The 23,813-nt window shown below is 47.8% G+C and carries 22 protein-coding genes; 12 read left to right on the top strand and 10 right to left on the bottom strand.

Annotated elements, in window-relative coordinates:
* The first annotated feature begins 143 nt into the window (after positions 1–143).
* From AB3N00_RS05950 to mnhG, 6 genes are read left to right on the top strand one after another with little or no spacing between them, the layout of a single operon-like run.
* Positions 144–3,098: a Na+/H+ antiporter subunit A gene (locus tag AB3N00_RS05950; protein ID WP_413033761.1), complete on the top strand. Its 2,955-nt coding sequence runs from the start codon at positions 144–146 to the stop codon at positions 3,096–3,098.
* A 1-nt stretch (position 3,099) separates the two neighbouring features.
* Positions 3,100–3,438, top strand: a complete 339-nt coding sequence (locus AB3N00_RS05955) for a Na(+)/H(+) antiporter subunit C (protein WP_175396270.1) — start codon at positions 3,100–3,102, stop codon at positions 3,436–3,438.
* Positions 3,431–4,909 (top strand): Na+/H+ antiporter subunit D, encoded by a 1,479-nt coding sequence (locus tag AB3N00_RS05960; RefSeq protein ID WP_413033762.1) that lies wholly within the window; start codon positions 3,431–3,433, stop codon positions 4,907–4,909. The genes AB3N00_RS05955 and AB3N00_RS05960 overlap by 8 nt, the downstream gene beginning before the upstream one ends.
* A 6-nt stretch (positions 4,910–4,915) precedes the next feature.
* On the top strand, positions 4,916–5,392 hold the full coding sequence (locus tag AB3N00_RS05965; protein ID WP_413033763.1) for a Na+/H+ antiporter subunit E: 477 nt from the start codon (positions 4,916–4,918) through the stop codon (positions 5,390–5,392).
* Positions 5,392–5,676: a Na(+)/H(+) antiporter subunit F1 gene (locus AB3N00_RS05970; RefSeq protein WP_175396267.1), complete on the top strand. Its 285-nt coding sequence runs from the start codon at positions 5,392–5,394 to the stop codon at positions 5,674–5,676. The genes AB3N00_RS05965 and AB3N00_RS05970 overlap by 1 nt, the downstream gene beginning before the upstream one ends.
* Positions 5,660–6,052: a monovalent cation/H(+) antiporter subunit G gene (gene mnhG / locus AB3N00_RS05975; protein WP_413033764.1), complete on the top strand. Its 393-nt coding sequence runs from the start codon at positions 5,660–5,662 to the stop codon at positions 6,050–6,052. The genes AB3N00_RS05970 and mnhG overlap by 17 nt, the downstream gene beginning before the upstream one ends.
* 105 nt (positions 6,053–6,157) lie before the next feature.
* On the opposite strand, the gene AB3N00_RS05980 is transcribed toward mnhG, so the two are convergent.
* The 4 genes from AB3N00_RS05980 to AB3N00_RS05995 all read right to left on the bottom strand — a co-directional run bounded on the left by AB3N00_RS05980 (position 6,158) and on the right by AB3N00_RS05995 (position 11,683).
* Positions 6,158–7,177 (bottom strand): alpha/beta hydrolase family protein, encoded by a 1,020-nt coding sequence (locus tag AB3N00_RS05980; RefSeq protein ID WP_413033765.1) that lies wholly within the window; start codon positions 7,175–7,177, stop codon positions 6,158–6,160.
* Positions 7,178–7,467: 290 nt separating this feature from the next.
* Positions 7,468–9,666 (bottom strand): MMPL family transporter, encoded by a 2,199-nt coding sequence (locus AB3N00_RS05985; RefSeq protein ID WP_413033766.1) that lies wholly within the window; start codon positions 9,664–9,666, stop codon positions 7,468–7,470.
* A 230-nt stretch (positions 9,667–9,896) separates the two neighbouring features.
* Positions 9,897–10,517: a flavin reductase family protein gene (locus AB3N00_RS05990; protein ID WP_413035203.1), complete on the bottom strand. Its 621-nt coding sequence runs from the start codon at positions 10,515–10,517 to the stop codon at positions 9,897–9,899.
* 164 nt (positions 10,518–10,681) lie between these two features.
* On the bottom strand, positions 10,682–11,683 hold the full coding sequence (locus AB3N00_RS05995; RefSeq protein ID WP_413033767.1) for an iron-hydroxamate ABC transporter substrate-binding protein: 1,002 nt from the start codon (positions 11,681–11,683) through the stop codon (positions 10,682–10,684).
* Between the two features lie 255 nt (positions 11,684–11,938).
* On the opposite strand from AB3N00_RS05995, the gene AB3N00_RS06000 reads away from it, so the two are divergent.
* Complete coding sequence (locus tag AB3N00_RS06000; protein ID WP_413033768.1) at positions 11,939–12,523, top strand: hypothetical protein; 585 nt, start codon at positions 11,939–11,941, stop codon at positions 12,521–12,523.
* 64 nt (positions 12,524–12,587) lie between these two features.
* Here AB3N00_RS06000 and AB3N00_RS06005 read toward each other — a convergent pair whose 3' ends face one another.
* From AB3N00_RS06005 to pyrH, 3 genes are all read right to left on the bottom strand, one after another.
* Positions 12,588–13,817, bottom strand: a complete 1,230-nt coding sequence (locus AB3N00_RS06005) for a multidrug effflux MFS transporter (protein WP_413033769.1) — start codon at positions 13,815–13,817, stop codon at positions 12,588–12,590.
* Positions 13,818–13,855: 38 nt separating this feature from the next.
* Complete coding sequence (locus AB3N00_RS06010) at positions 13,856–14,602, bottom strand: GTP pyrophosphokinase family protein (RefSeq protein WP_095287774.1); 747 nt, start codon at positions 14,600–14,602, stop codon at positions 13,856–13,858.
* 601 nt (positions 14,603–15,203) lie between these two features.
* Positions 15,204–15,941: a UMP kinase gene (gene pyrH / locus AB3N00_RS06015; protein ID WP_413033770.1), complete on the bottom strand. Its 738-nt coding sequence runs from the start codon at positions 15,939–15,941 to the stop codon at positions 15,204–15,206.
* 442 nt (positions 15,942–16,383) lie between these two features.
* On the opposite strand from pyrH, the gene AB3N00_RS06020 reads away from it, so the two are divergent.
* Together AB3N00_RS06020 and AB3N00_RS06025 are read left to right on the top strand one after the other, a co-directional pair.
* Entirely contained in the window at positions 16,384–17,256 is an 873-nt protein-coding gene (locus AB3N00_RS06020; RefSeq protein WP_413033771.1) for an alpha/beta hydrolase family protein, read from the top strand.
* A gap of 92 nt (positions 17,257–17,348) precedes the next feature.
* On the top strand, positions 17,349–18,068 hold the full coding sequence (locus AB3N00_RS06025; protein ID WP_413033772.1) for a YoaK family protein: 720 nt from the start codon (positions 17,349–17,351) through the stop codon (positions 18,066–18,068).
* A gap of 38 nt (positions 18,069–18,106) precedes the next feature.
* On the opposite strand, the gene AB3N00_RS06030 is transcribed toward AB3N00_RS06025, so the two are convergent.
* Positions 18,107–19,018 (bottom strand): LysR family transcriptional regulator, encoded by a 912-nt coding sequence (locus AB3N00_RS06030; RefSeq protein ID WP_413033773.1) that lies wholly within the window; start codon positions 19,016–19,018, stop codon positions 18,107–18,109.
* Between the two features lie 140 nt (positions 19,019–19,158).
* On the opposite strand from AB3N00_RS06030, the gene AB3N00_RS06035 reads away from it, so the two are divergent.
* The 3 genes from AB3N00_RS06035 (at position 19,159) to AB3N00_RS06045 (ending at position 22,550) form a co-directional block, all read left to right on the top strand.
* A complete protein-coding gene (locus AB3N00_RS06035; protein WP_413033774.1) occupies positions 19,159–19,863 on the top strand; it encodes an O-methyltransferase in 705 nt (234 codons plus the stop codon).
* Between the two features lie 79 nt (positions 19,864–19,942).
* Positions 19,943–21,250 carry an MFS transporter gene (locus tag AB3N00_RS06040; protein ID WP_413033775.1) on the top strand — a complete coding sequence of 436 codons (1,308 nt, stop codon included), beginning with the start codon at positions 19,943–19,945 and terminating at the stop codon, positions 21,248–21,250.
* A gap of 175 nt (positions 21,251–21,425) precedes the next feature.
* Entirely contained in the window at positions 21,426–22,550 is a 1,125-nt protein-coding gene (locus AB3N00_RS06045; protein WP_413033776.1) for an AbrB family transcriptional regulator, read from the top strand.
* 89 nt (positions 22,551–22,639) lie between these two features.
* Here the strand turns inward: AB3N00_RS06045 and AB3N00_RS06050 are convergent, their stop codons facing one another.
* Positions 22,640–22,906, bottom strand: a complete 267-nt coding sequence (locus tag AB3N00_RS06050) for a YkgJ family cysteine cluster protein (RefSeq protein WP_413033777.1) — start codon at positions 22,904–22,906, stop codon at positions 22,640–22,642.
* A gap of 44 nt (positions 22,907–22,950) precedes the next feature.
* Positions 22,951–23,802: a chemotaxis protein gene (locus AB3N00_RS06055; protein WP_413033778.1), complete on the bottom strand. Its 852-nt coding sequence runs from the start codon at positions 23,800–23,802 to the stop codon at positions 22,951–22,953.
* Positions 23,803–23,813 lie beyond the last annotated feature (11 nt).

Consider the following 23,813-nt stretch of genomic DNA (forward strand, 5'->3'; position numbering starts at 1 on the left):
TTCCATTCAAAGAATAGTCACGATTCTGTATATACATACTTGGGTTATGAATATAGAGAGCAAGCATATCATCCTATGATGAGATGACGATCAGCATGTTAGTCATACAGAGAGAACTTCAACTAGAATTGGGGGGTGTAATATTGAGCCTGCTTCATCTTGCTGTTATTTTCCCTTTTGCAACGGGAATTTTGCTTACGATGTTGAACCGCTTCTTCCGTAAAATACATATGGGATGGCCGGTTCTTATTGTTCCAACGGTGTTGTTCGTATATTTTGCAAGCCTCATTCCTACCGTGTCTCAGCGGAACCCGGTATCCGGGTATGTCCCCTGGATTCCGTCACTGGACATTGGATTTAATCTATATCTTGATGGTTTAAGTTTGCTGTTGACCCTGTTAATCACAGGTATCGGGGTTTTGGTGGTGCTCTACTCCATTTATTACATGAATCAAAAAGAAGACCTGAAACGCTTCTACCTGTATTTGCTCATGTTTATGGGCGCCATGCTGGGTGTCGTGTTGTCTGACAACATGATTGTATTATATGGATTCTGGGAACTCACGAGTATTACCTCATTCCTGCTGATCGCCTTTCATTACAAACGCAAAGCCTCCACATCAGGGGCCCAGAAGTCATTTCTAATTACCGTATTTGGCGGTTTCGCCATGCTTGCCGGATTCATGATGATGTACCTGATGACCGGAACGTTCAGCATCCGTGCAACCATTACGGAATGGGGACAGATTCAGGAGAGTGCATTATTCTTGCCTGCACTCGTATTGATTCTGATTGGAGCCTTCACCAAATCCGCGCAGTTCCCATTCCATATCTGGCTGCCGGATGCGATGGAAGCTCCGACACCCGTCAGTGCCTATCTGCATTCGGCCACCATGGTTAAGGCAGGGATATACGTCGTGGCCCGATTTACTCCGATCTTCGGTGGACAAGGAACGTGGTTTTGGCTCGTTACAGGCGTAGGTCTCCTGACTTTATGTTACGGATCATTCCTTGCTGTGAAAAAGAACGACCTCAAAGCGATTCTTGCGTATTCCACGATTTCACAACTCGGGTTAATCATGTCACTGTTTGGCGTCGGTTCAGCCGCCCTTTACTTCGGTTATGGCGAGTCCTCTGCCGTTTATACCGTTGCAACGACAGCCGCTTTGCTCCATTTATTCAATCATGCGACCTTCAAGGCAGCTCTCTTCATGGTTGTCGGCATTGTGGATCATGAAACGGGTACACGCGATATTCGCAAGCTCGGAGGACTGGCCTCTTTTATGCCAATTACGTTCACTATAGCGCTTGTCGGTACACTTGCCATGGCTGGCATCCCACCCTTCAACGGATTCCTGAGCAAGGAGCTGTTCTTCCAAGCCATGGTTGAAGTGACACATTTGCGAATATTCGGTCTCGGTTCGTGGAGCATACTATTACCCGTACTCGCTTGGCTTGCCAGTGTGTTCACCCTGATCTACGCGCTTATTATTATGTTCAAAACGTTCCTCGGTCAACGTCGCAGTGAACTTCCAGTGGAGAAGCTGCATGAAGCTCCGGTTGGCATGCTGATTCCTCCGGTTATCCTCGGTGTACTCGTCATTACGTTCGGTCTTTTCCCGAATCTGCTGGCTGGATCACTCATTGAGCCGGCGATGGCCTCAGTACTTCCAGCTCTTCTGGACGGCAATGAGCACTTTGATGTGCATTTCTCTCTGTGGCACGGAATTACGCCGGAACTAATCATGACTGTCGGTGTGGTTATTCTTGGGGTTACATTGTATAAGCTGTTACCGCGCTGGAGAAATATTTATGAACACTACCCGCAGGGCTTGACGATTAACAACATCTACCATGTTGTTCTCGACAATGTGCAGCATTATGCCCGCAAATGGACAGAAGCTTATATGAACGGATCTGTCCGCAACTATCTGGTGTACATTTTCTCGTTCACCGTTGCCTTGCTCGTTTATGCCTTTTTCCGTTCAGGCGAAAATATTACCTGGAATTTCAAAGGGCATGCTCCGTTCTCCTTCTATGAAGCAGTTCTGCTCGTTGCGCTGATCGCAGCTGCAGTCTCCATTCCTTTTGCCAAAAACAGATTGTCTGCTGTTATCATGACAGGTGCTGTTGGGTACCTTGTCACCCTGCTGTTCGTATTGTTCCGAGCACCCGATCTGGCATTGACCCAGATGATTGTGGAGACCGTCTCAGTTGCCCTGTTCTTGTTATGCTTCTATCATCTGCCTGAGCTTCAACGTGGACGATCCAGCCGCAGATATATTAGTGTAAACATGATCGTAGCCGTAGCAGTGGGTATCGTGATGACCTTTGTAGCCCTCGCTGCAAGCGGGACAGCTTCATTGGAGAGCATTTCCAACTTCTTCATTCAAGAAAGCTACAACCTGGCAGGTGGCAAAAACGTTGTCAATGTGCTGCTGGTGGACTTCCGCGGGTTTGATACCATGCTGGAAATTATGGTGCTGGGGGTTGCCTCGTTATCCATCTACTCCATGATCAATCTGAATCTTGAAGCGAAGGATCTCGGAGCCCGATTGAAATTCCGCAAAAAAGAAGATACCCAAGAAAACGATAAACATCTGGATGACGAAGCGGATAATACGAAAAAATATGGCAACCAGGAGCGCAGCTCTTCCACCTGGGATACAGTACCGCTGCAGAGCAACGACGTGCTGCTGCAAACGACCACCAAAGTGGTTGTGTTTATCATCCTCACCTTTGCACTGCATTTGTTCTTCGCTGGACATCATAATCCAGGTGGAGGTTTCATAGGTGGATTGGTCACCGCTGCTGCACTCGTCCTGATTGCTCTTGCATTCAGTACAGATACGGTACGTAAAGCGCTGCCCATTGACTTTCGCAGCTTGACAGCCGTCGGATTAGCCATCGCCCTGTTGACGGGAGCAGGTTCCTTTTTATTCGGTGCACCCTTCCTCAGCCAGACCTTTGGTTATTTCGAACTGCCTTTGCTGGGAGAGACCGAGCTCGCCACCGCCATGCTGTTCGATCTCGGCGTGTATATCGCTGTCCTTGGCGTCACCATGAATATCATTCTACAGATCGGGGAGGATCGCTGATATGGAAATATTGATGTGCGTTGCTGTTGGCATTCTGTTTGCCGTCGCCGTCTTTTTAATCTTGTCACGGAGCCTGCTCCGAATCGTGCTGGGCATGTCCATCCTCACCCATGGGGTGCATATGCTTCTGATGACGATGTCACGGCTCAAAACAGGTGCACCTCCTTTGCTTGGGGAGAAGGCAGAGAGTTATGTCGATCCGCTGCCTCAAGCCCTGATTTTGACATCCATCGTAATCAATTTCGGGTTAACCGCCTTCTTCTTTGTTCTGTCCTATCGTTCATATTTGAAGCTGAGAACGGATGATATGGAAGAAGTAAGGGGGCGTCCATATGAATAATCTCGTCGTTTTACCATTACTGCTGCCCTTGATAACAGGTGTAATTGCCATTCTGTTTTTCCGGAAGATCCGTATCCAGCGTATCGTCAGCGTCATCGGACTTCTATTGACGGCTGCTGCATCAACCGTATTAATTACACAAGTGGCGAGTTCAGGTGTGCAGACCCTGAATATGGGCGGTTGGGCCCCGCCATACGGCATCGTTCTTGTTGCCGATATGGTATCTGCCCTGCTCGTTATAGCTGCTTCCATCATAGCGCTGGCATGTCTGCTCTATGCCTTTCGAAGTATAAACAAGGAGCGGGAAGAACATCATTTTTACGTCTTCTTTCATTTTCTGATTGCAGGCGTAAACGGTTCTTTTCTGACAGGCGACCTGTTTAACCTCTTTGTCTGTTTCGAACTCATGCTCATTTCTTCTTATGCGCTAATCGTTCTTGGAGGAACAGAAAGACAACTGCGGGAAACGATCAAATATGTTCTGATTAATATTGTTTCATCCGCATTATTTGTCGCCTCCATCGGCTTCCTCTATTCCATAACAGGCACGCTGAACATGGCACACTTGTCCAATCGGATTGCCGAGGTGGGCCAGAGTGGTGTGATCACGCTGATTGCGGTTCTGTTTCTCATTGTCTTCAGCATCAAGGCGGGTCTGTTCCTGTTCTTCTGGCTGTCAGGTTCCTACGCTGCTCCCCCAGCTGTGGTAACGGCTCTGTTCGCCGGGTTGCTGACCAAAGTGGGACTATATGCGATTGTGCGTACATTCACACTTATTTTCTACCATGATCCGGACTTCTTTAATGCACTTATCGGATGGATGGCTGGCGCAACCATGATTCTAGGCGTAATTGGAGCCATCTCTTATCGTGATGTGAACAAAATTCTGGTTTATAACGTTGTTGCAGGTGTTGGATTTGTCGCCTTCGGCATGGCCGCAGCAAGTCGTCAGGCTCTGGAAGGTCTGCTCTTCTACATGCTGCATGATATGCTGATCAAAACACTGCTCTTCCTGCTGGGAGGTGCCCTCATCGCAGTTGCGGGTACGTCCAAACTCGAAAATATGGGCGGTCTGATTCATCGCTATCCGCTGCTTGGCTGGATGTTCTTCATCAGCGCACTTGCACTGGCAGGTATTCCTCCGTTCAGTGGTTTCCCGGGTAAACTGCTGCTCTTCGAAGGCGGCCTGCAAGCCGGTCTGTACGGTCTTACCGGAATAGCGGTACTCTCCAGCCTGCTGATGCTCTACTCGGTTCTCCGCATTTTCATTCAGGCGTTCTGGGGCGAACCGCCAGCGGGTGTTATTAGACGGCCCTATGCCGTGAATGGCCTGTTAATCCCCGCTGGAATTTTATTTATATTCATCATCGTAATGGGCTTGGGCGCTGAAGGGATGTTCCAGCTGACCGCCCGCGCAGGCGACATTCTACTGCATCCCAATATTTATATTGATGCCGTATTGAAGGAGTAGATGTTTATGGCCTTTCAGATTGTATTAAATCTCATTATTGCCTTTGTATGGATGTTTCTGAACAATGCCTGGGACGGTGTTGGTTTTCTAATTGGTTATCTGCTTGGACTGCTGCTGATTGGCAGTATGCGGCGTTTCTTCCCCCAACGTTTCTATATTGTGCGAGTCTGGGCCATCATCAAATTGATCTTCCTGCTGTTCAAGGAACTGATTCGGGCCAGCATTGAAGTCATCCGCCAGATTATTAAGCCCAAACTGGAAATTCGGCCCGGTATTTTCACCTATCGAACGCAATTATCCTCTGATTGGGAAGTTACCTTTTTATGTCTGCTTATCTCGCTTACACCGGGATCCCTGCCCCTTGAAATATCGGGGAATCAACGGAAGCTCTTTATTCACGCATTGGACATCAAGGATGAGCAGAAAATGAGGGACGATATCAAAAACACGTTTGAAAAAGCCATAATGGAGGTGACGCGTTAATGTTAACCTCAATGTTATTCCTCTCCCTGCTTGTGCTATCCCTGGCGATCCTAGGGTGCCTGTACCGCGTGCTGCGTGGACCATCCATGGCAGACCGGATCACTGCCCTGGATACCATCGGCATTAATGTCATTGCCGTCGTAGCCGTTCTGTCCATGATGCTCCACACGCAGGCCTATCTTGACATCATATTGCTGATTGGCATCCTTGCTTTTCTCAGTACGGTAGCATTCGCACGTTATATTGAACGGGGGGCGGTATTCAAAAATGAAGGAGATCGTTAATGGAACCGCTGAAATAGCGATCGGTCTGATCGTTTTACTTGGAGCCTTGCTAAGCGCACTCAGCGCATTTGGATTGATTCGACTGCCAGACGTCTATCTGCGGGCACATGCCGCAACGAAAAGCACCACCCTCGGCGTTTTTTGTGTACTCAGCGGAACGTTTTTCTTCTTCTGGTATTTCGATAACTATATCAGTGCGCGCGTATTGCTCGGTATTCTGTTTGTCTTCATTACTGCTCCGGTTGCCGGTCACCTGAACGCACGTGCAGCATATCGCACAGACGTTCCGCTCTGGGAACAGAGCGTGCAGGACGAACTTGAACCGCTGCTCAAAGGTAAAAAAGTCAACCATGAAGCCAAGGACATGATGGAATGATTGATAATGCACATTTTTCATATGGGCAAAACTATGAACAACCCCGCAGCATTCGCACTAGGTGCGCCATGTTACGGGGTTGTTTTGGGATTACGTGTCACCTATTTATAGAAACTTCCTAAGCCAACGATAGGCTTCCTCACCGCTAATCTCGTGTCCGCCTGCAAAAAAGTCCGCACCAAGAACATCCATTGCATCCTCTTGCTCATAAATCTCACCCAACCTTGCGTATGCCTCCCTTGCCGTAACCTGCGGAAATACCCGATCCTCACTTCCTGCTTCGATGAATAACGGCCTTGGGACAATCAGACCCAGGATATCCGGTAACTCGGCTTCACGCAAGATGCCCGGAATATAATTATCCAGACAATGATTTCGGTCAAGAATACTGCCTTGAAACGTATTGGCGTAACCACTGATAACTGCCGCTCGACATCTTACATCCAGCGCGGCTGTAAATGCAGCTACCAATCCGCCACCTGATATACCCATAATTCCAATTCTCTCTGTATTAACTTCAGGACGGGAGGACAAATAGTCCAGGACTCTCATTGTCTCATATACCCGATGTCCGGCCAGCGTCTGTCCGGCCATCAACAGATGGGCTGCAATCTTGGTACATGAACTGACTCCGGGCGGTGCATCCCGATCCTCCTCCAGTCTCCGATCTCCGAATCCGAGCAGCTCAGGCGCGGCAACAACATAACCTTGCTGCACCAGGGCTACCGCAAAATCCTTATGGAGGCCCTTCTCTCCTGCACGCGGCGAACCGTCAGGCTCCATACCGGTAATCTCCCGGCTCCCGTACCCGTGACCATGACAGGCGACCATAGCGGGAATGGGCTCATTTGTATCGCTTATCCCATTGGGGATCAACACATATATCGGCATACGTAATCCAGCATAGGTGGTAATTTCCACACGTTCTCGCATGTAACCGTCACAGGAAGTGCGTTCCAGCAGGACAGCATTCAGTTCAGCTGCTACAGCCGGAAAATCTCCCAACCTTGTGCGTATCCTCGATCGCAGCTGCTCGCTCCATTGTTCAAGCGGCTGCCCTGCCTGATACGCGGAACGACCGCGAGGGCTTGTTTGTCTCCGCAGATAGGACTCAATCTCCGCCATTATTGTTTATCCCTCCTTGTTCATTCGAGCTCTCACTTACACATGAAACAAATATAGAACTAACCGGACGGATTAATATCCAGTGCTTTCCCAGTACATTATAGAACAGCCCCACTGCATGTGAATTCAACATTAATGCCTGATTATTCCGAATACATGCTATTTTTATGAAAAAAGAGACATCCCTGCAGCCTGGACAACAGACTATGGGAACATCCCTCTTCTACATTCGGGCCAGCATGAAACCTGCTTGTATGATGTAAATCCGGAAGATAATAGCTCTGGTCTTTTTATGTTTTTTGCCCTGGCAGCCACCAGTTCCATTTCCCCATCAGCTTCATCAGTGCAGGTACAAGCAGCAAGCGGATGACAGTAACATCAATGAAAACGGCTGCGGTAATGCCAACACCAAGCTGTTTCACCCCTTCCACATCACCAAAGGCAAACGGCACGGTCACTGCAAGCAGGATGGCTGCCGCCGATGTAATCAAACGACCGGTTGATGCAAGTCCTTGCATCACGGCCTGGTCACTGTCTCCTGTACGTCGATACACTTCCTGTATGCGAGAAAGCATAAATACGCCATAGTCCATTGAAATGCCGAACACAAGGCCTGCGATAAACACCGGAATCATGATGGCAATCGCCGCTGGCTCCATTCCCAGATGCCCCTGATTGAAGACCAATACCAGTGCTCCGAAGGAAGCTGTCAGGCTGAGCATGTTCATTAGAATGGCTTTGATTGGAATAAGCAGTGAGCGAAACGCCGCGAGCAATACAATGTAATTGGACACGACCACGAATACCATTACCTTGGGCAGTTGACCCAAGATTTCCTGCATGATTTCATGCTGTTCTGCTGCTTCTCCGCCATAACGGATGGGTATTTCTATATCCGATTGTTCCGCGTCTCTGTCGTTCATTCTTTGCAGCCAGTCTGCGGCTTGCTCCGAACCAGGTGCTCCCTGGATGGTAGCCACCATGCGAATCGTGTCCTCGGATACATATACGGGAAGCAGAGAATTTTGTAAAGTCATCTCCCTACCTGTGCTTGTACCCCGAATTGTCCTCCCGATACCCGGTCTGTCCTTCTGCTGTGTTCCCCATACTGACTCGATCTGTAAAACTTCATCATCCTTCAGAAGGTCCCGTACCTTCTGAAGTGCCGTATTCCAGTGCGCAGCAGTTAACTGCTTCCCCGTTCCTCCGATAAGGATATCAACGGAAGATACATCCTTTTGGGCGAAGACCATCTGCAAGTCCTCAGCCGCCTGGCGGGATTCTATCCTTGCAGGCAGAGACGTCGCATCCGGAATCGCCATCTCCAGCTGTCTAACGGGAAGTACACAGAAAAGCAAAATGCCGGTGCCCAGCACTGTCATCCGGACAGGCTGTTTCATTACCGTGCCGAACCACCGATGCCAAAAGGATCGCTTGCGCTGTGGCGTACTGAACGAGTACTGTTTTCTCCGTTTAAAAATCCGGTGGGCATAGAGAGAAAGAATGGCAGGCAGCAGGGTCACATTGAGCAGTACCGCTATTACCAAAACTGTCATTGCTCCGAGCGAGACACTCAGAAACATGGGCAGTCTGATCCAGACCAGTGACAGTAAACCAAGCAGCACGCAGGCTGCAGAAAATAAAACGGCCCTTCCGGCTGTGCTTAACGTCCTTTGCAGGATCTCATAAGGATTCGGGTCTTTATTATGCTGATCCCGCTGCATCTCTTCCCGATATCTGCTCAAAATGATCAGCGCAAAATCAATGCTTAGAGCCATTCCTACCATTGGTATAACATTGATAACGAAATTCGATAGTTCCACATAATACCCCATGAGCGAAGTAACGCCCATCGCTGTGACGACACCAACGATACCCATAATTACTGCAATTAGTGCCGCAAGCAAACCTCGGAATGCAAAACATAAAATCAGCAGCGCAATCGGCAGGCCAACCATCTCTGCCCGCTCCAGATCGCGAAAGCTCAAATGATTAACATCCTCCTGGACCACGGGCTTTCCGGTCAGACGAATGATTCCAGCATCATCGGCCGCAACCAGGGAGCGAAGATGCTCAATGGGAACATCCATCCGGTGTGCCGGGACATCAAAATCCAGCAGTGCATACGCAGTGTCATCCCGCATCATGGCGCTTCCTCCAGCTTCAAGCGGAGAGATTATGGTTGCCATATCGGGAAGTGCGCGTACCTGCTGGAGATGCCTTCCGACCCACTTCCGAAATTCTGCTGAAGAGGTTCCTGTCTTTTTTTCATAAACGACAATTACTGGATCATCCGGTATTCCGAAGTCTTCCTTGAGAATCGCTTCCACGTAATGTGCATCCCCGTGAATCCGTTTTAACCCGTGATCCTGCACAATACCGGGCAATTTCCATGCCCATACGGCTGACATCCCGATAATAAGAACCCAGCTGATCATGATGAACCGTGGATATCGGCCAATAAGGAAAGCAAGGCTGCGATATCCCATATCCAGGCTCCTCTTGTATCCGATTGGTATACCATTATTCAATGTAGGGGTTGGCGAGCAACAACGTTCATATAACGTATTGGAGTAGTACAAGTCTATTCAGACCACGATCAGTTTATGTTCAGCAAACAAGCAAAGACGGACAACCTGCACATCTTGCACAGACTGTCCGTCTTATAGGGAGCCGGTCTCGAACTCCGCTTAGCGATATTTATGAGGAGGCGATGCTCCTATACAGGCCGTACCACCGTAAATCGCTCGCCAAGCTTGGCGTAGTCATTCCCGGCTAGCCGGCTGATCGGTTTCAGCTGATCCATCAAAATATAATGATGAGCAGGATCATAAACTTTCTCATTAAAATGATACTGTACAATGCGAACTAGAAGCAGATCAGTGACAGGTTTGCCCTCGTCATTAGACACAGGAATGTGTTGATATAGTTTGCATTCCATGCGGATGAGTGCCTCCTGTATTCCGGGCACCACTACAACTGTGCTGCCCACCGTTGTCAGGTTAGTCCGCTCCAGCTCACTTTCATGCGGTTCGAGCAGGGCTGCCGTCTCGTTCATCTCGCTGACAATCGATTCATCACAGATATGTACTACAAGCTCTTGCCCAGCAATGACATTGCGGGCCGTGTCCTTCATGACTCCATCCTTGCGGTTAATGGAAATCGATAGCACGGGCGGATCTGAGCTAACGACATTAAAGAAACTGAACGGAGCAGCATTCACGACGCTGCCATCCTCTGAAAGCGTTGTGACAAAAGCGATCGGGCGCGGCACTACCGAACCGCTCATCAGTTTATAATTATCCCTGCTCGTCAAATCATTTGGATTCAATGTGTACATCATAAATTTTCCCCCTCCCTAATCAGGAAACGAACTGGTTCCCTACAGATGTTGCTTCCTAGTCATTATATATCGCGGAATGTTGAAATAACAAAAAACTCCCTGATGCCCATGACACCAGAGAGTTTACGATGATGTGCAGCCCACATCATGTTCAATTCAATTTATTTAACAATGCTGTTCTGAATATCTTCCAGAATTTGAGTGTTCGCTTGAACTCCGCTATACAGCCAGCTGCTTGTGCTCTCAAATTCAAATACATCTCCGTTTTTCACTGCAGGTATACTTTGCCATACAGCATCGTTCAACGCTTCTGCACCTGCTCCCTTATCGCTGTTAACCAGGAACAGATAGTCAGCGTCCATTTCTGCGATTTTTTCCATGGAAATCTCAGACCAGTTACCTGTTGCCTTTGCCGATGCTTCCTTCACAACTTCAGGCTGTAACAATCCAAGTTCGTTGTACATCACTTCACCGCTGGAGACATTGTTGCTTACAACATAAAACTTGTTGTTGAAAAGCCACAATGCCGCTGCAGACTTCGTACCACCTGTAACCGAGGCAACTTTTTCCTTAATTTCTTTTGCTTTTGCATCATAATCATCAAGGGCTTTTTGTGCTTCATCCGATTTGTTCAGGAGCTCGCCTATTTTCAAAAGAGCCTGACGCCAATCTTTGTTTACATCATCACCAAGTACATACGTTGGAGCAATTTTGTTGTACTGCTCATATTTTTCACCTTCAACGGTACTCTCACTGCCCATGATAATCAGATCTGGCGAGAAGCTGGCCATGGCTTCAAAAGGAAGTTCGCTTGCAATTGTAGGAATTCCATTCAGATTTTCTTGCAGATAATCCTGCACACTGCTGCCATCACGGGCTGACCACTGAGCAGCCGGCTTAACGCCGAGTGTTACCAGATGATCTTCCAGATAGGAAGCAATGACACGCTGCGGATTAGCTGGAATCGTCACATCATGACCCTGTGCATCTTTGACTGTTCGTTCTGCTGGTGCTTCTGTCTGTGTCTCAGTCTCCGTTGTTGTATTCGTCTCTCCTGCTGCAGTTCCATTATCTGCGGACTTCGTTCCGCATGCGGCCAGCCACATGGACATGACCATAATTGTAATGAGAAGCATGATCCCTTTTCTATTACTCTTCAACACATGAATATCCCCTTTCATGATGAACACCTCTATTTGAGCTGGTATGGCAAATTTAAAAGGGCCACACACTCTCCGTGCTTATGATCCCTGTATGTACTTTGTCCATTTCCATTGACAATGATAATTGTTATCAACTAAGTTGTCAATGAAGTTTTTGCTTATATACAGTGATCGTTGTCTACGAGTCCATTCACCTTTGGGCGAATGCCACCATATGATGTTTTCAGAATACGACGACAGGAAGGATGTTCGTAGATGGATTACGTGAATAACAGCTATGCAGGATATGAAGAAAATCGTTCGATTCAGTTGCCTCCATTATTCCCTGGAGGCGGGCAGCCTACCCAAGGGATCCCAGGTGGACCGGGCTCTTATCCTCCGTTTTTTCCAGGTGGGAGCACCGGTGGACAGCCACCATTTTTTCCAGGGGGCGGTCAAGGCACGGTTCCAGGTGTTCCCGCTCAGTTAACACAGGGTAATCTGCCTACCGTGCTGAGCGCTTATCCCCGCCCGGTAGGTCAGCCGCCCGCGGAGATGGTATTTCTTTATAACCTGATCAAAAGCAGCCCAGGTCTTCTACCGCTGTTTATCCAGCAGCAACCGCAGAATTTGACTCAGGCTGTGCAATTCGCCCAAACGGGCGTAGCAGCGCCCCGGGATCATAACCAGCGTGTACTGCCCAACTTTTGCTATAACCGATGGTCCCTTGTATTTACTTACAATGATGTCTATCTCATGTGGCCTGCCATCAACCTCTTCGGTTTTGTCGTTGGATACTTCTATCCGTTCCTGACTCCTGGCATTTTGCTCAATACGCAAATTTTGTTTGCTCTCTGTTAAAAAATCAAAGCGCCCCGTCCGGAGTTTAAACCTTCGGATGGGGCGTTTTCGCGTTCCATTGTATTTAACGGGTATGTTGACGAGACCCACGCTTGCCCACCATAACCAGATAGAGCAATAAAGCACCAAGATCAGCACAGGCGATAACGATCCCCATGGGTACAGCCGTTCCTTCTCCTCCCAAACCAACGAGCGGAGCTACGATACCGCCAAACAAAAATGTCATGACTCCGATAAGTGCAGACGCGCTGCCTGCTGACTTTTCCTGATTGGCCATAGCCAGTGCAAAGGAAGCCGTGTTGACAAGACCCACACTGGAAACGACAAGAAACAGCGGAATCAGTATGGATATCAGGTTTCCTCCTGCCAGAACGGCAGCAAGCAGGGATGTGCCGCCCACTGCAGCTGCAATGAGACCAGCGATTAGCAGACGGGTTTCAGACACTTTGCCCGCCAACCTCCCGGCAATCTGGCTTGCCAGAATGATTCCCAAACCATTAATGGCGAAACAGACACTGAACATCTGCGGAGTGACGCCATAAATCTTTTGCAATACAAACGGTGAACCGGATATATAGGCGAACATCCCGGCTGCTACAAACCCTTGGGTTAACGCATAACCCATGAACAGACGGTCCGCTGCAATTTGGCGAAATGTGATTAGGGTCTGCTTCAAACCTCCGCGAGATCTCCGTTCGGACGGCAGTGTCTCTCCCAACCCGAAAATAACGGCCAGTAACGTGAGCACACCAATGAGGCTGAGCAAGATAAAAACGCCTCGCCAAGATGTATAAGCGAGCAATTGTCCACCGATAATGGGTGCAGCAATAGGCGCAACGCCGTTAATAAGCATTAGCAGAGAGAAGAACCGGGTTAACTCCGGACCGGAATACACATCCCTTACAACCGCACGGGAGATTACAATTCCGGCTGCGCCCGCAGCTCCCTGAATAAAACGCAGCACAACAAATGAACCCATCGTCGGGCTCACCAAACAGAGTATGGAAGCGATTGTATATAGCACTAATCCTGCAATAAGCGGAGTACGGCGTCCTCGTACATCACTGAGTGGTCCTGCCAGCAGTTGTCCGGCTGCAAGTCCAACCATGCAGGCTGTCAGACTAAGCTGCGCATACGAAGGCGAGGAATGAAAATCCTCGGCCAATGTGGGCAATGCAGGCAGATACATATCCAGGGACAGCGGACCGAAGGCCGACAATGTCCCCAAAATCAATGCCATGCGCACACGAGATGTGGATGAATGGTTTAACGAGGCTGGTGTACTTTTCAACATGTATGACTTATTCCCTTCCCTACGAGGTGCTTGCTGCCTTAGTGTTCACCGTCTCCAAGCAGCCGCAGCAGGTTGGATGGCAGTGTAAACTGTTGATTGTTGATGATAATACGGCGCAGCTCTTCTTCATCTCGCTCATTCTCTGCATCCTTGATCTCCTGGATCTCCCGGTGGAGTCTTTCCATTTGTTGATCAAGGGCATTCGCGGAATCCGCTGCACTTTTCAATTCTTTGGTCAGACGTTCAGGAACGTCCTTGTTGTATTTATAGAAGATTTTATGTTCAAGACTCGCCCAAAAATCCATCGCAATGGTACGGATCTGAATCTCAACGCAAGCCCGCTCTTCACCATTGGACATATACACAGGTACATCTACCAGAAGGTGCAGGCTTTGATATCCATTAGGTTTCGGATTCTGGATATAATCCTTCACCTCAAGCACACGCAGATCACTTTGATTGCACAGCATATCCTTGATCCGATAAATGTCCGAGATAAAGGAGCACGTGATGCGCACCCCGGCAATGTCCTTGATGTTTTTCTTGATACTTTCGAAGGTCAATTCGTGATTTTTGCGGAACATCTTGTTCATTATGCTCTCAGGTGACTTCAACCTGGATTTTGTATGCTCAATGGGGCTGTAATCATGCAAGGACTGAAATTCTTCCTTCAGTACCTCAATTTTGGTTTCCATTTGATCCAGGGCAAATTTATAAATCATCATAAATCTTGTAATTTCATATTTGAATTTCTTGAATTGATCAATTGGATGTGGAGCGTTCATCATGGTTTTCTTCCTTTCTTAATGCACACTTGAGTTATTTATAAGGTATGAGAATACAGGCTGTAATGCCGTCTCCTAATTCATTATAAATCATATGGAGCCAATAAACGAATTTCTGACACACGGGCAGTTAGAATTCACGAGAGGTTGAAGGCGTAGAAGGAGAGGATTAAATTTAAGGACGGTTCTCATGAGAAAATCCCCCTTTTTTGCTCAAAAATTGATTATTCGATAAAAAATAACATTCAAATGAAACTTTTACCTTTCAATAGAGTTTATAGGGGAGGTTCTCTTTGAAAGAGTGCTGGGAAAATTTGATTACAACAATTAAGGAAGTGGCCCTTTAGGGCTTTTTTTTGTCCGTATTTCTGAGTCTTTGAGCATTAAGCTAACGTTTCCCGTTAGCGTAATGTTCTGTACTTCTACCTATGATACGGATCACCGTAATGAATCAAAACATAAAGTATCTTTTGATCACAAGATATACATATCAATATAAACAAAATCCCACTCCATGGCCGAGTGGGATTTTGAATAGAACTTCTGTTTTGTGGAACTATCGTTCCGCTAAATCAAGGGAGAGTAGTATTTCTAACATACTTCATTCCAACTCTAAAATGGATTCGCCACTAATTATCGTACCATTATTCTTACCCTCACAGATTTCTTTCATCGAACCTGGTTTATCGAAGTTAAACACATGCATTGGCAAATTGTAGTCTCTTGCCAAAATGAAAGCTGATTGGTCCATTACCTTTAAGTTGTGTTCTAAAACGTCGTTGTAATGAAGCGAACGAAATTTCTTTGCATTTTTATCAAATTTAGGGTCTGCATTAAGAACACCATCAACACCTTGCTTTGCAACTAATAAAGCGTCACAATTAACCTCGATGGCTCTTTGTACTGAAGGATAGTCTGTTGTAACGTAAGGTTGACCGTTCCCCCCTGCAAAAATTACAATATAGCCTTTTTCTAGATGGTGGATTGCTCTTAGACGGATGTATGGTTCTGCAACTGAAGTAATAGGTATTGCCGTCATTACTCGTACTTCCTTTTTGGTCTTGGCTTTAAGAACTCCACGAAGCATTAAACTATTTACTACAGTCGCAAGCGTCCCAATGTTATCAGCTTCTGCCCTTTCTATCCCCCAGCCTTCCGCCATATTACCTCTGAAAATGTTACCCCCACCTATAACTAACGATACTTCAACGCCTAAGTTTACTACTGACATAATTTCATCCGCAATATGGTCTAATCTTTCTGGCTCAAAACCAAATTCAGAGTTTCCTGCTACTGCTCCACCACTTAGCTTAACGAGAACCCTCTTGTACCTAGACAATTTTTACACCCCCATAAAATAAAAACACTAAAGCAATAAATGCTTTAGTGTCCTAACAGAATGGAAATATGAAATTACGCAAGTCGACTGAATGTAAGTCTTCCGTTTCCACCTCATACTCCCACCCCTTCATGTTTTTTCCATCAAATAATTTTACATTATGTGAAGGTAAATTGCAATTACCGTCAATATTAAATCTGCAAGCAATTTCAATAAGTTATAGAATGATTTACGATGAGCCGTATCAAAGAGCTACCTTGCCACTATACTGCCCGTTAGCTTAATGAGGAACTCATCATCCTAATATGATTTTCCTGTTCTCTACTTTCTGTAAAGGTATACATTAGGAATGGGATCGGATTTTTGACACATGCTACATGTTATTCCCTGCTCTGATCATTATCATATCAACATCTAAGACCATGAAAGAGGCTGATCCTTCTTGCTCTATCAAGTAACGTATTCCTCCAATGAATTTCGTGTAAAAGCATACATGTGTCTGCCCGAAGGCTGTATGCTCACTTCTCCCCGGATGAGGCTAGGGACTGAAGATCATGCTCAGTTATGTAGTCTCGACTCGTTGGATCATGTGGAATTCCAGCTGCTCGCAAGTCGGTATCCTCCACAGCAGGACATAAACAGTATGCAAAAACAGTGGCCCGTACTGATCTATTGTCGCGGAGGACTCGGCAGCTATGGAGGGGTAAAAACAGCCTGGGTAGAGCAGTTTGCCCACAAGGGCTATATTGTGTTTGCCCCTTCCTATCGTGGCAATGAAGGCGGCGAAGGACGGGACGAGTATGGCGGCCATGATATCGAAGACGTACGCGCCGCATACCGATTGGTGCAAGAACTGCCGTTTGCCGATCCAACACGCATCTCACTGATGGGATTCTCACGTGGAGCCATTAACGCCGTTCATACCGCGACCTCCTTCAACGAAGGGCCTAACCGTGTACATAAGCTTGTGCTTTGGAGTGGTGTTGCGGATGTGGAACGAACGTATCACGAACGGACGGACCTGAGACGTACATTGAAACGCGTACTTGGAGGGCCGCCCCGTGCCGTGCCCGAAGCCTATCTCGCCCGTTCTCCGCTGTCTGTGGTTTCCAAGCTTCGCTGCCCGGTGCTAATCATGCACGGTACGGCAGATACCCAGGTGAACTACAGCCATGGAACCCGTATGTATCATTGGTTGAAACGAAGAGGAATCGAAGTGACCTTTCATGCCTACGGAGGACAAGATCACTGGTTCAATGAGCATATTCATCTGAACGCGGTGAACAACATGTTTGATTGGCTAACAGCACCTTAGTTGCAGGCGGAAACCCAAGGTGTCGTCTTTATTTTATGGGATGATGCTGTATACTGGAGGGGTTAAGGATCTATTGAAAGGACGGAATCATCATGCAACAACTGCCTCTACAAAAATATTCCCTTCTGCTGTTGTGCCTTGCTGCTGGAATGGTCGATGTCATTGGATATCTCGGACTGGGACATGTGCTTACTGCCAATATGACGGGTAACATCGTACTGCTGGGTATTGCGATTGCCCGCGCTCAGGAATTTGTCGTTTTGCGTTCATTGATCGCACTCGCAGGATTTATCGCCGGCAATGCCATTGCGGCTCGCATGATCGGTACCCATCAAACCAAAAATGGCTGGTCTCCCCGCGTTACACATGTCTTCGTGGTTGAAAGCATTCTGCTTCTGATGTTCGCCATCGCCATGGTCAGCCCTTACTCAGAACAGGTGTCTTACCTGCTCATTGCTATACTGGCCGCTGCTATGGGGATGCAGACGACGGCTGCCCGGCGGATCGGAATCGCCGGAATCTCCACAACCGTACTGACTAACAATCTCGCCGCAGTCATAGAAGATGCCGTAAGCATTCTTCAGCGTCTCCGGCACACAAGTGTGGGTTCACTTTTGAAGGCTTTATCCACTGACTCGTATTTGCGGGCGTATGCCGTAGTCATCTATCTGATTGGTGTTATTGTAGCCGCTTTTCTGTTCCACAACGTGCCTATCATTGCTGTCTGGGTACCTGTATTATTGGTTGGGGGCGTGACCTTAATTGCCAAATACCGTTTCACCAATAATCGAGTTGAACAATCCGGAAGCTAGCGTGCTAACGAATCTCTAAAAGCAAGCGTTCATATGACTCATCCACTGTGAGCTTCATTCACCTGGGATGCTTCCTGCCGAATGAACTGTACCAAATGCTGTGCTGCAGGTGACAACACCTCGCCAGCTCGGGTACAGACGGCTATCGTGTTTCTTAAATGGACCCCTCGAACGAATACACGTGCAAGCCTGCCCTCCCGAACATCCTCCTTCACCACCAGTGAAGAAATAAAGTTGGCACCATAACCCGCTTTTACCGCACTGATCGTTTCATTCAGACCGTTAAACTGCAGCGCAATACGAGGGGCAGCCAGGTTGTTTGTGGTGCACAATGAGACAAGCCGTTCACGCGTCACGCTGCCTTCTTCACGCATGATAAATGGTTCAGCTACCATATCGGCCAGATCCACTTCCCGCTGGGCATACGGATGATCGGGATGCACGACAAACCACATTTCATCCTCAAACAGTTCATCCCAATGGACGCCATGATGTGTGATCCCGCTTCCACCGTAGATCGCAATCTCCGCCTCATAGCGCAGCAGCTGATCAAAGGCCATTCGGGTATTGGTCGTGCTGACGACCAGTTCCACATCCTCATGCATCTGCTTGAACTTCGCAATCCAGCCAGGCAGCAAAAAGTTGGAAGGCAAGTATGTCGCCGTCAAACGAATCAACCCTTTTTTCCCTTCACGCATATCCTTCACAAAGTTCTCTACATCCTGTTCCAGCATAAACAGACGTTCCGCATATTCTTTTAATTGTGCACCTGCATCGGTAAGAACCAGTCGTCTACCCTCCGAAACAAATAACTGAATTCCCAGTTCCCGTTCAAATTTTTTTACCTGAGCGGATACCGCCGGCTGGCTAATATTCAGTTCTTCAGCGGCACGCGTGACACCGCCATATCTTACGATGGCATGAAACAATCGCAGTCCGTGCAAATTCATTTCAGTCACTCCTTCAGCCTCATATTACATAACTTATTATTATGATTACATTCATGATATATATTTTATTTATATTTTTACAAGCCTTATAGTTGAATTATGAAATTCAAAACATGGTTATTGGAAAGGAAGATATCGCGATGAAAAATGTAAATACTTCCTCTGCTCAACACAGCTGGACTCAGGTGGACGATTATTTGAATAAGCTTCTGATTCCCTCGGATTCACTACTGGAGCAAACGCTGCAGTCCAATGCAGAAGCCGGATTGCCGGCCCATGATGTTGCTCCAAACCAGGGGAAATTGCTTCAGCTCCTGCTTCAAATTCACGGAGCGGCACGGGTACTTGAAATCGGAACACTGGGTGGATACAGCACAATTTGGATGGCAAGAGCACTGCCTGAACACGGGAAAATCGTTACGCTTGAAGCCGATCCGCACCATGCTGAAATGGCACGCACCAATCTTACGCGTGCCGGGCTTATCAATAAGGTTGATCTGAGAATCGGGCCTGCACTAACGACCCTGCCTGACGTGCAGGAAGATTACAGGGAACCTTTTGATTTTATCTTTATTGATGCTGACAAACCAAGTAACCCCGATTATCTCAGATGGGCTCTTCGTCTGTCTCGGCCGGGAAGCCTCATTATTGGGGACAACATCGTCAGAGACGGCGAAGTGGTCCATCCAGAGAGTACAGACACCAGAGTTCAGGGCGTACGCCATTTCCTGAAGCTGATCGCCGAGAACCCCCGTCTGGAAGCGACTGCCCTACAGACCGTAGGCAGCAAAGGGTATGATGGATTTGTGATCGCTCGCGTGATTGAACATCATGACACAAAATAAACAGCGGTCAATTCTTCCGCAAATTCCCCTTTCCTGTTAAACTGGAATCACTGCACTGGTAACGACTGGGGGATTCTACTTGAGAGTTTTACGACAGATTCATGCTGAAATTCGGGGTTGGTCCCGAAATATTCAACTCTTTTTTCTGGCAAGCATTCTGTATCAGATCGGAAATGGCATGTTCTCAGTTCTGTACAATCTGTACATCCAGGGACTCGGCTACAATGATACAATGAATGGCCAGATCGTAAGTATACAATCGTTGGCGACAGCCATCATGTTTGTGCCTATCGGTTTATGTGGCGACCGGTTCAGCCGAAAACTCCTGCTCATTACTGGGGCTTTGTTCAGCGGAATCTTCCTGATCGGCCGTTCATTTGATTATTCTGCGAGCGGCCTCATCTGGTTCGCCGTATTTTCAGGATTATTTGCGGGAGTATTTCAGGTCCTGGCCATTCCGTTTCTGGCTGAGAACGTGAAGAAGAGTCAGCGATTGAAGATGTTCAGCTATTATTCCTCCATTGTACTCGCTTCACAGGTGCTTGGAAGCCTCGGCGGTGGAGTATTTGCCGACCTTCTGCATACAGCGGGAATCGCTAAGGTTACAGGACTACAAACCGTATTGTTCATTGGTGGTGCAGCGACGCTGGCTGCGTTTATTCCGCTGCTGTTTGTATCGGATGAGAAGGCTCCTGCACACATAGCAACGACTGATCAAGCCGTTCCTGCACCGATTACATCAGAAAATAACAATAGTTCAGCTGCCCAACAGCTTGGGGATGTAAAGGGCAAAAATAAAGACTCCCGACTGATTGGTCAGTTTGTAATCACCCAATTATTGATTGGATTCGGTTCCGGCCTGGTTGTCCCCTACCTGAATCTGTATTTCACCAACCGTTTTTCCGTTTCACTCAGTGCCATGAGCTTGCTGATTTCGCTAGGCCAGATTATGACGATCGTATCCATGCTGATTGGGCCAACTCTTGCCGCCAAAGTGGGCAGTGTCCGGGCCGTGGTCATCTTTCAGGTGTTGTCACTGCCATTTTTGTTATTAACCGGCTTCACGAATCTGCTGCTCATTGCCTCTGTGAGCTTTCTGTTCAGGCAAGCATTAATGAATGCAGCCAATCCGATTCAATCTGCCATTCTGGTGGACAGGGTATCCGACAAGCGCCGCGGGATTGCCAATTCACTGATGCAGACTGCATTTATGGTTGGGTGGGCCACAATGGGACCCGTTCAATCCTATCTTGTAACCACGTATGGCACCTACTGGGGCTACGCCATTACGTTCAGCATTACTGGCAGTTTATACGTGATTTCCTCGCTGATGTACTATATGATGTTTAAAGAGCCCAAGCCTTCAGCACGTGTTCGGTTGAACTAAACCAACTGCACCAAGTTAGCTAACATCAATAGTTGCTAACATCTAATCGTTCCCAGACATTGAACACTGTGGGATTCGTATTTTACCATCAGGAGTGATCTTACATGAATTGTACTTTCAATCCAGACTCATATTCACTGCTCATAGAACCCGATTCAGCCGGAAGACGATGCGGATGGAACTGATGCACAAGATCAGTCCCTCCGCCTTTTTCCGTTTTATTCTTAGTCTGGGCGTCTCTGTTCTTGGCGGACTGTTGTTCACCGCGATCCATACGCCGATTCCTTGGCTGCTTGGACCTATGGTATTCATGCTTCTTGGTTCACAGGTGGCTAAACTGCCGCTTATGTGGCCAACCTCCATCCGGGACTATGGCATCCTGATTGTTGGCTACTCTATTGGGTTAACAATGACAGAAGATGCTCTGCAGGGCATTCTCCATCAGCTTCCCATGATGCTGCTTATGACCATGCTGTTAATCGGATTATGTACATTGACCGCATATATTGCTTCCAAGCTGACTGATTTTGACTTTCCTTCCCTGCTCGTGGGCAGCATTCCCGGCGGGTTGTCTCAAATGGTCTCTCTTGCGGAGGAGATGAAATCGATCAATCTGACACTGGTGACCTTTTTGCAAGTGACCCGGCTGATCATGATTGTGTTCTGTATTCCGTTCCTGCTGTTCAGTCCGTGGATTGGCGGAACGCTGGGTGCCGCAACTGATCCGCAAGGGATTGAAGCCGTTACGTGGATTGATCTCTTTCCGGAGATTCTACTCTATGGTCCTCTCTGTGTAGCTGGTGCCTGGGTAGCTCGCAGATTTCGATTTCCTACAGCGTTTATGCTTGGGCCGATGATTGTCATGTGCGTCATTCAACTGACTACAACGATGCATACACCACCTCTGCCGTCCTCCCTGCTGAATATATCGCAATTAATGATCGGCAGTCACGTGGGTCTCATGCTTCAACCGCAGCAATTGCAGCGCAAGAAGCAGACCATCATCCTTGCTCTGCTCAGCAGTGTTCTTCTTATTACAGGCTCGCTTGGGCTAAGTTATGTGCTGATGCATCTATATTCACTCTCGGCTGCCACCTCACTACTTAGCATGGCCCCAGGTGGCATGGATCAGATGAGTATCATGGCTCATGAGGTGAATGCCAATTTGTCCGTTGTGTCAGGGTATCAGCTGTTTCGTATCCTTTTTATATTCTTCATTGTATCCTCACTATTGAAACTCCTTCTCACACATATGTTGAAGAAACAAGAAGAGCGGACCCGTACCACCTCCATCTCCTGAAAATGGACAAGCACGCCAAAAAAAAGAGTATCCGTTGGTTTTTATCCATGGATACTCTTTTGGCTTCATTTAGCTTTTCAAAAACAACTCTATCCAACAGAGCTGGGGCTCGTTTCCTGTTCCAACCAGGCCAGTATATCAAAAGCTTCCTGATCCGTACTTCCACACATGTCAGCCGAAGCCTGCAATCCGCTGCATACAGCCGGACGATCCGGCTGACCGAATATGCTGCAGCGATTGTCCTCTGTCAGCTGTACACAGCGTACGCCTGCCGGTTTACCATCTTCCATACCCGGGATCGGCGAGGAAATGGATATGGCAATGCAACATGCGGCGCAGCCTGTCCTGCATTCCAAATAAGATCCCCCCTTTCTTCTTCTCATATCTAGATGAATGGACGTCATCCACGATTTACCCAAGTCCAGGTCCGCGCCAGCCCTTGTGCAATTCTCCGGTTCATGGCGCTATTTCCGAAGTACCCTCCATGACTGAGCGGATTCCAGCTTCCGATCCAGCCACCCGAGTTAATCTCAATATCCGCCTTGACCGCAGCTTCATAGGCCGGATCGATGGGCCTTAAAGGATATCCAAGAATATCGTCCCGATCATAAAAATTAACCCACTCCCCCTCCAGCCCAGGGAAGTACTGCTGTGCCGCCATGGAGGACGGCACCTGAATTGGACAGCTAAAATCGTGATAGCGCAGACTCCATAGTGGCAGTGTCGTTCCAAATGAATAGAAGTTCGTTAACGTGTCTCCCCGCTCCAATGCAGATGTGACATCCACAATCGACGGAATCCGACTGGATGGAAACTGAAGATCATAAAAAAAGTTACTGGCAATGACAGCACCCAGGCTGTGGGCGATCACACAGAGCGGAGCTTCAGGACCGTTGCGCTGTGCAAGTGCATGCATGGCACGGTTTAAGCTGCTATGAACTGCGTCATAATTATGGCCTTGATGCTCAACCGGCTGATAGGCAACGGCATCCGCCAGATAATGTATAACAAATCTTCGCAGCACCTGGTAATTCAGCCGTTGTGAACTAACAAGCTGCTGGTACAGGACTTCTTCCCTCTCTTCGAAGACGTCCGCCCAGAAGACCGGCTCAATATCCAAATATTTTTCCGCAGCACCACGCATGACCATCACCTGATCGAATTCCTTATGCAAACGTGATATCAGTGTACCCGCATAATCATCCTTTTGCATACCCAGCCCATGAATAACCATCACTGCGACACGGGTCATGGCTCTCCTCC

Source organism: Paenibacillus xylanilyticus (genome assembly GCF_047246825.1).
Lineage (GTDB): Bacteria > Bacillota > Bacilli > Paenibacillales > Paenibacillaceae > Paenibacillus > Paenibacillus xylanilyticus_B.

Coding starts and splice junctions, on each gene's coding strand:
- AB3N00_RS05955 (WP_175396270.1), top strand. CDS start 3,100: ATGGAAATATTGATGTGCGTTGCTGTTGGCATTCTGTTTGCCGTCGCC.
- AB3N00_RS05960 (WP_413033762.1), top strand. CDS start 3,431: ATGAATAATCTCGTCGTTTTACCATTACTGCTGCCCTTGATAACAGGT.
- AB3N00_RS05965 (WP_413033763.1), top strand. CDS start 4,916: ATGGCCTTTCAGATTGTATTAAATCTCATTATTGCCTTTGTATGGATG.
- AB3N00_RS05970 (WP_175396267.1), top strand. CDS start 5,392: ATGTTAACCTCAATGTTATTCCTCTCCCTGCTTGTGCTATCCCTGGCG.
- mnhG (WP_413033764.1), top strand. CDS start 5,660: ATGAAGGAGATCGTTAATGGAACCGCTGAAATAGCGATCGGTCTGATC.
- AB3N00_RS05980 (WP_413033765.1), bottom strand. CDS start 7,177: ATGGCGGAGATTGAGTCCTATCTGCGGAGACAAACAAGCCCTCGCGGT.
- AB3N00_RS05985 (WP_413033766.1), bottom strand. CDS start 9,666: ATGGGATATCGCAGCCTTGCTTTCCTTATTGGCCGATATCCACGGTTC.
- AB3N00_RS05990 (WP_413035203.1), bottom strand. CDS start 10,517: ATGTACACATTGAATCCAAATGATTTGACGAGCAGGGATAATTATAAA.
- AB3N00_RS06000 (WP_413033768.1), top strand. CDS start 11,939: ATGGATTACGTGAATAACAGCTATGCAGGATATGAAGAAAATCGTTCG.
- AB3N00_RS06005 (WP_413033769.1), bottom strand. CDS start 13,817: ATGTTGAAAAGTACACCAGCCTCGTTAAACCATTCATCCACATCTCGT.
- AB3N00_RS06010 (WP_095287774.1), bottom strand. CDS start 14,602: ATGAACGCTCCACATCCAATTGATCAATTCAAGAAATTCAAATATGAA.
- AB3N00_RS06025 (WP_413033772.1), top strand. CDS start 17,349: ATGCAACAACTGCCTCTACAAAAATATTCCCTTCTGCTGTTGTGCCTT.
- AB3N00_RS06030 (WP_413033773.1), bottom strand. CDS start 19,018: ATGAATTTGCACGGACTGCGATTGTTTCATGCCATCGTAAGATATGGC.
- AB3N00_RS06035 (WP_413033774.1), top strand. CDS start 19,159: ATGAAAAATGTAAATACTTCCTCTGCTCAACACAGCTGGACTCAGGTG.
- AB3N00_RS06045 (WP_413033776.1), top strand. CDS start 21,426: ATGGAACTGATGCACAAGATCAGTCCCTCCGCCTTTTTCCGTTTTATT.
- AB3N00_RS06055 (WP_413033778.1), bottom strand. CDS start 23,802: ATGACCCGTGTCGCAGTGATGGTTATTCATGGGCTGGGTATGCAAAAG.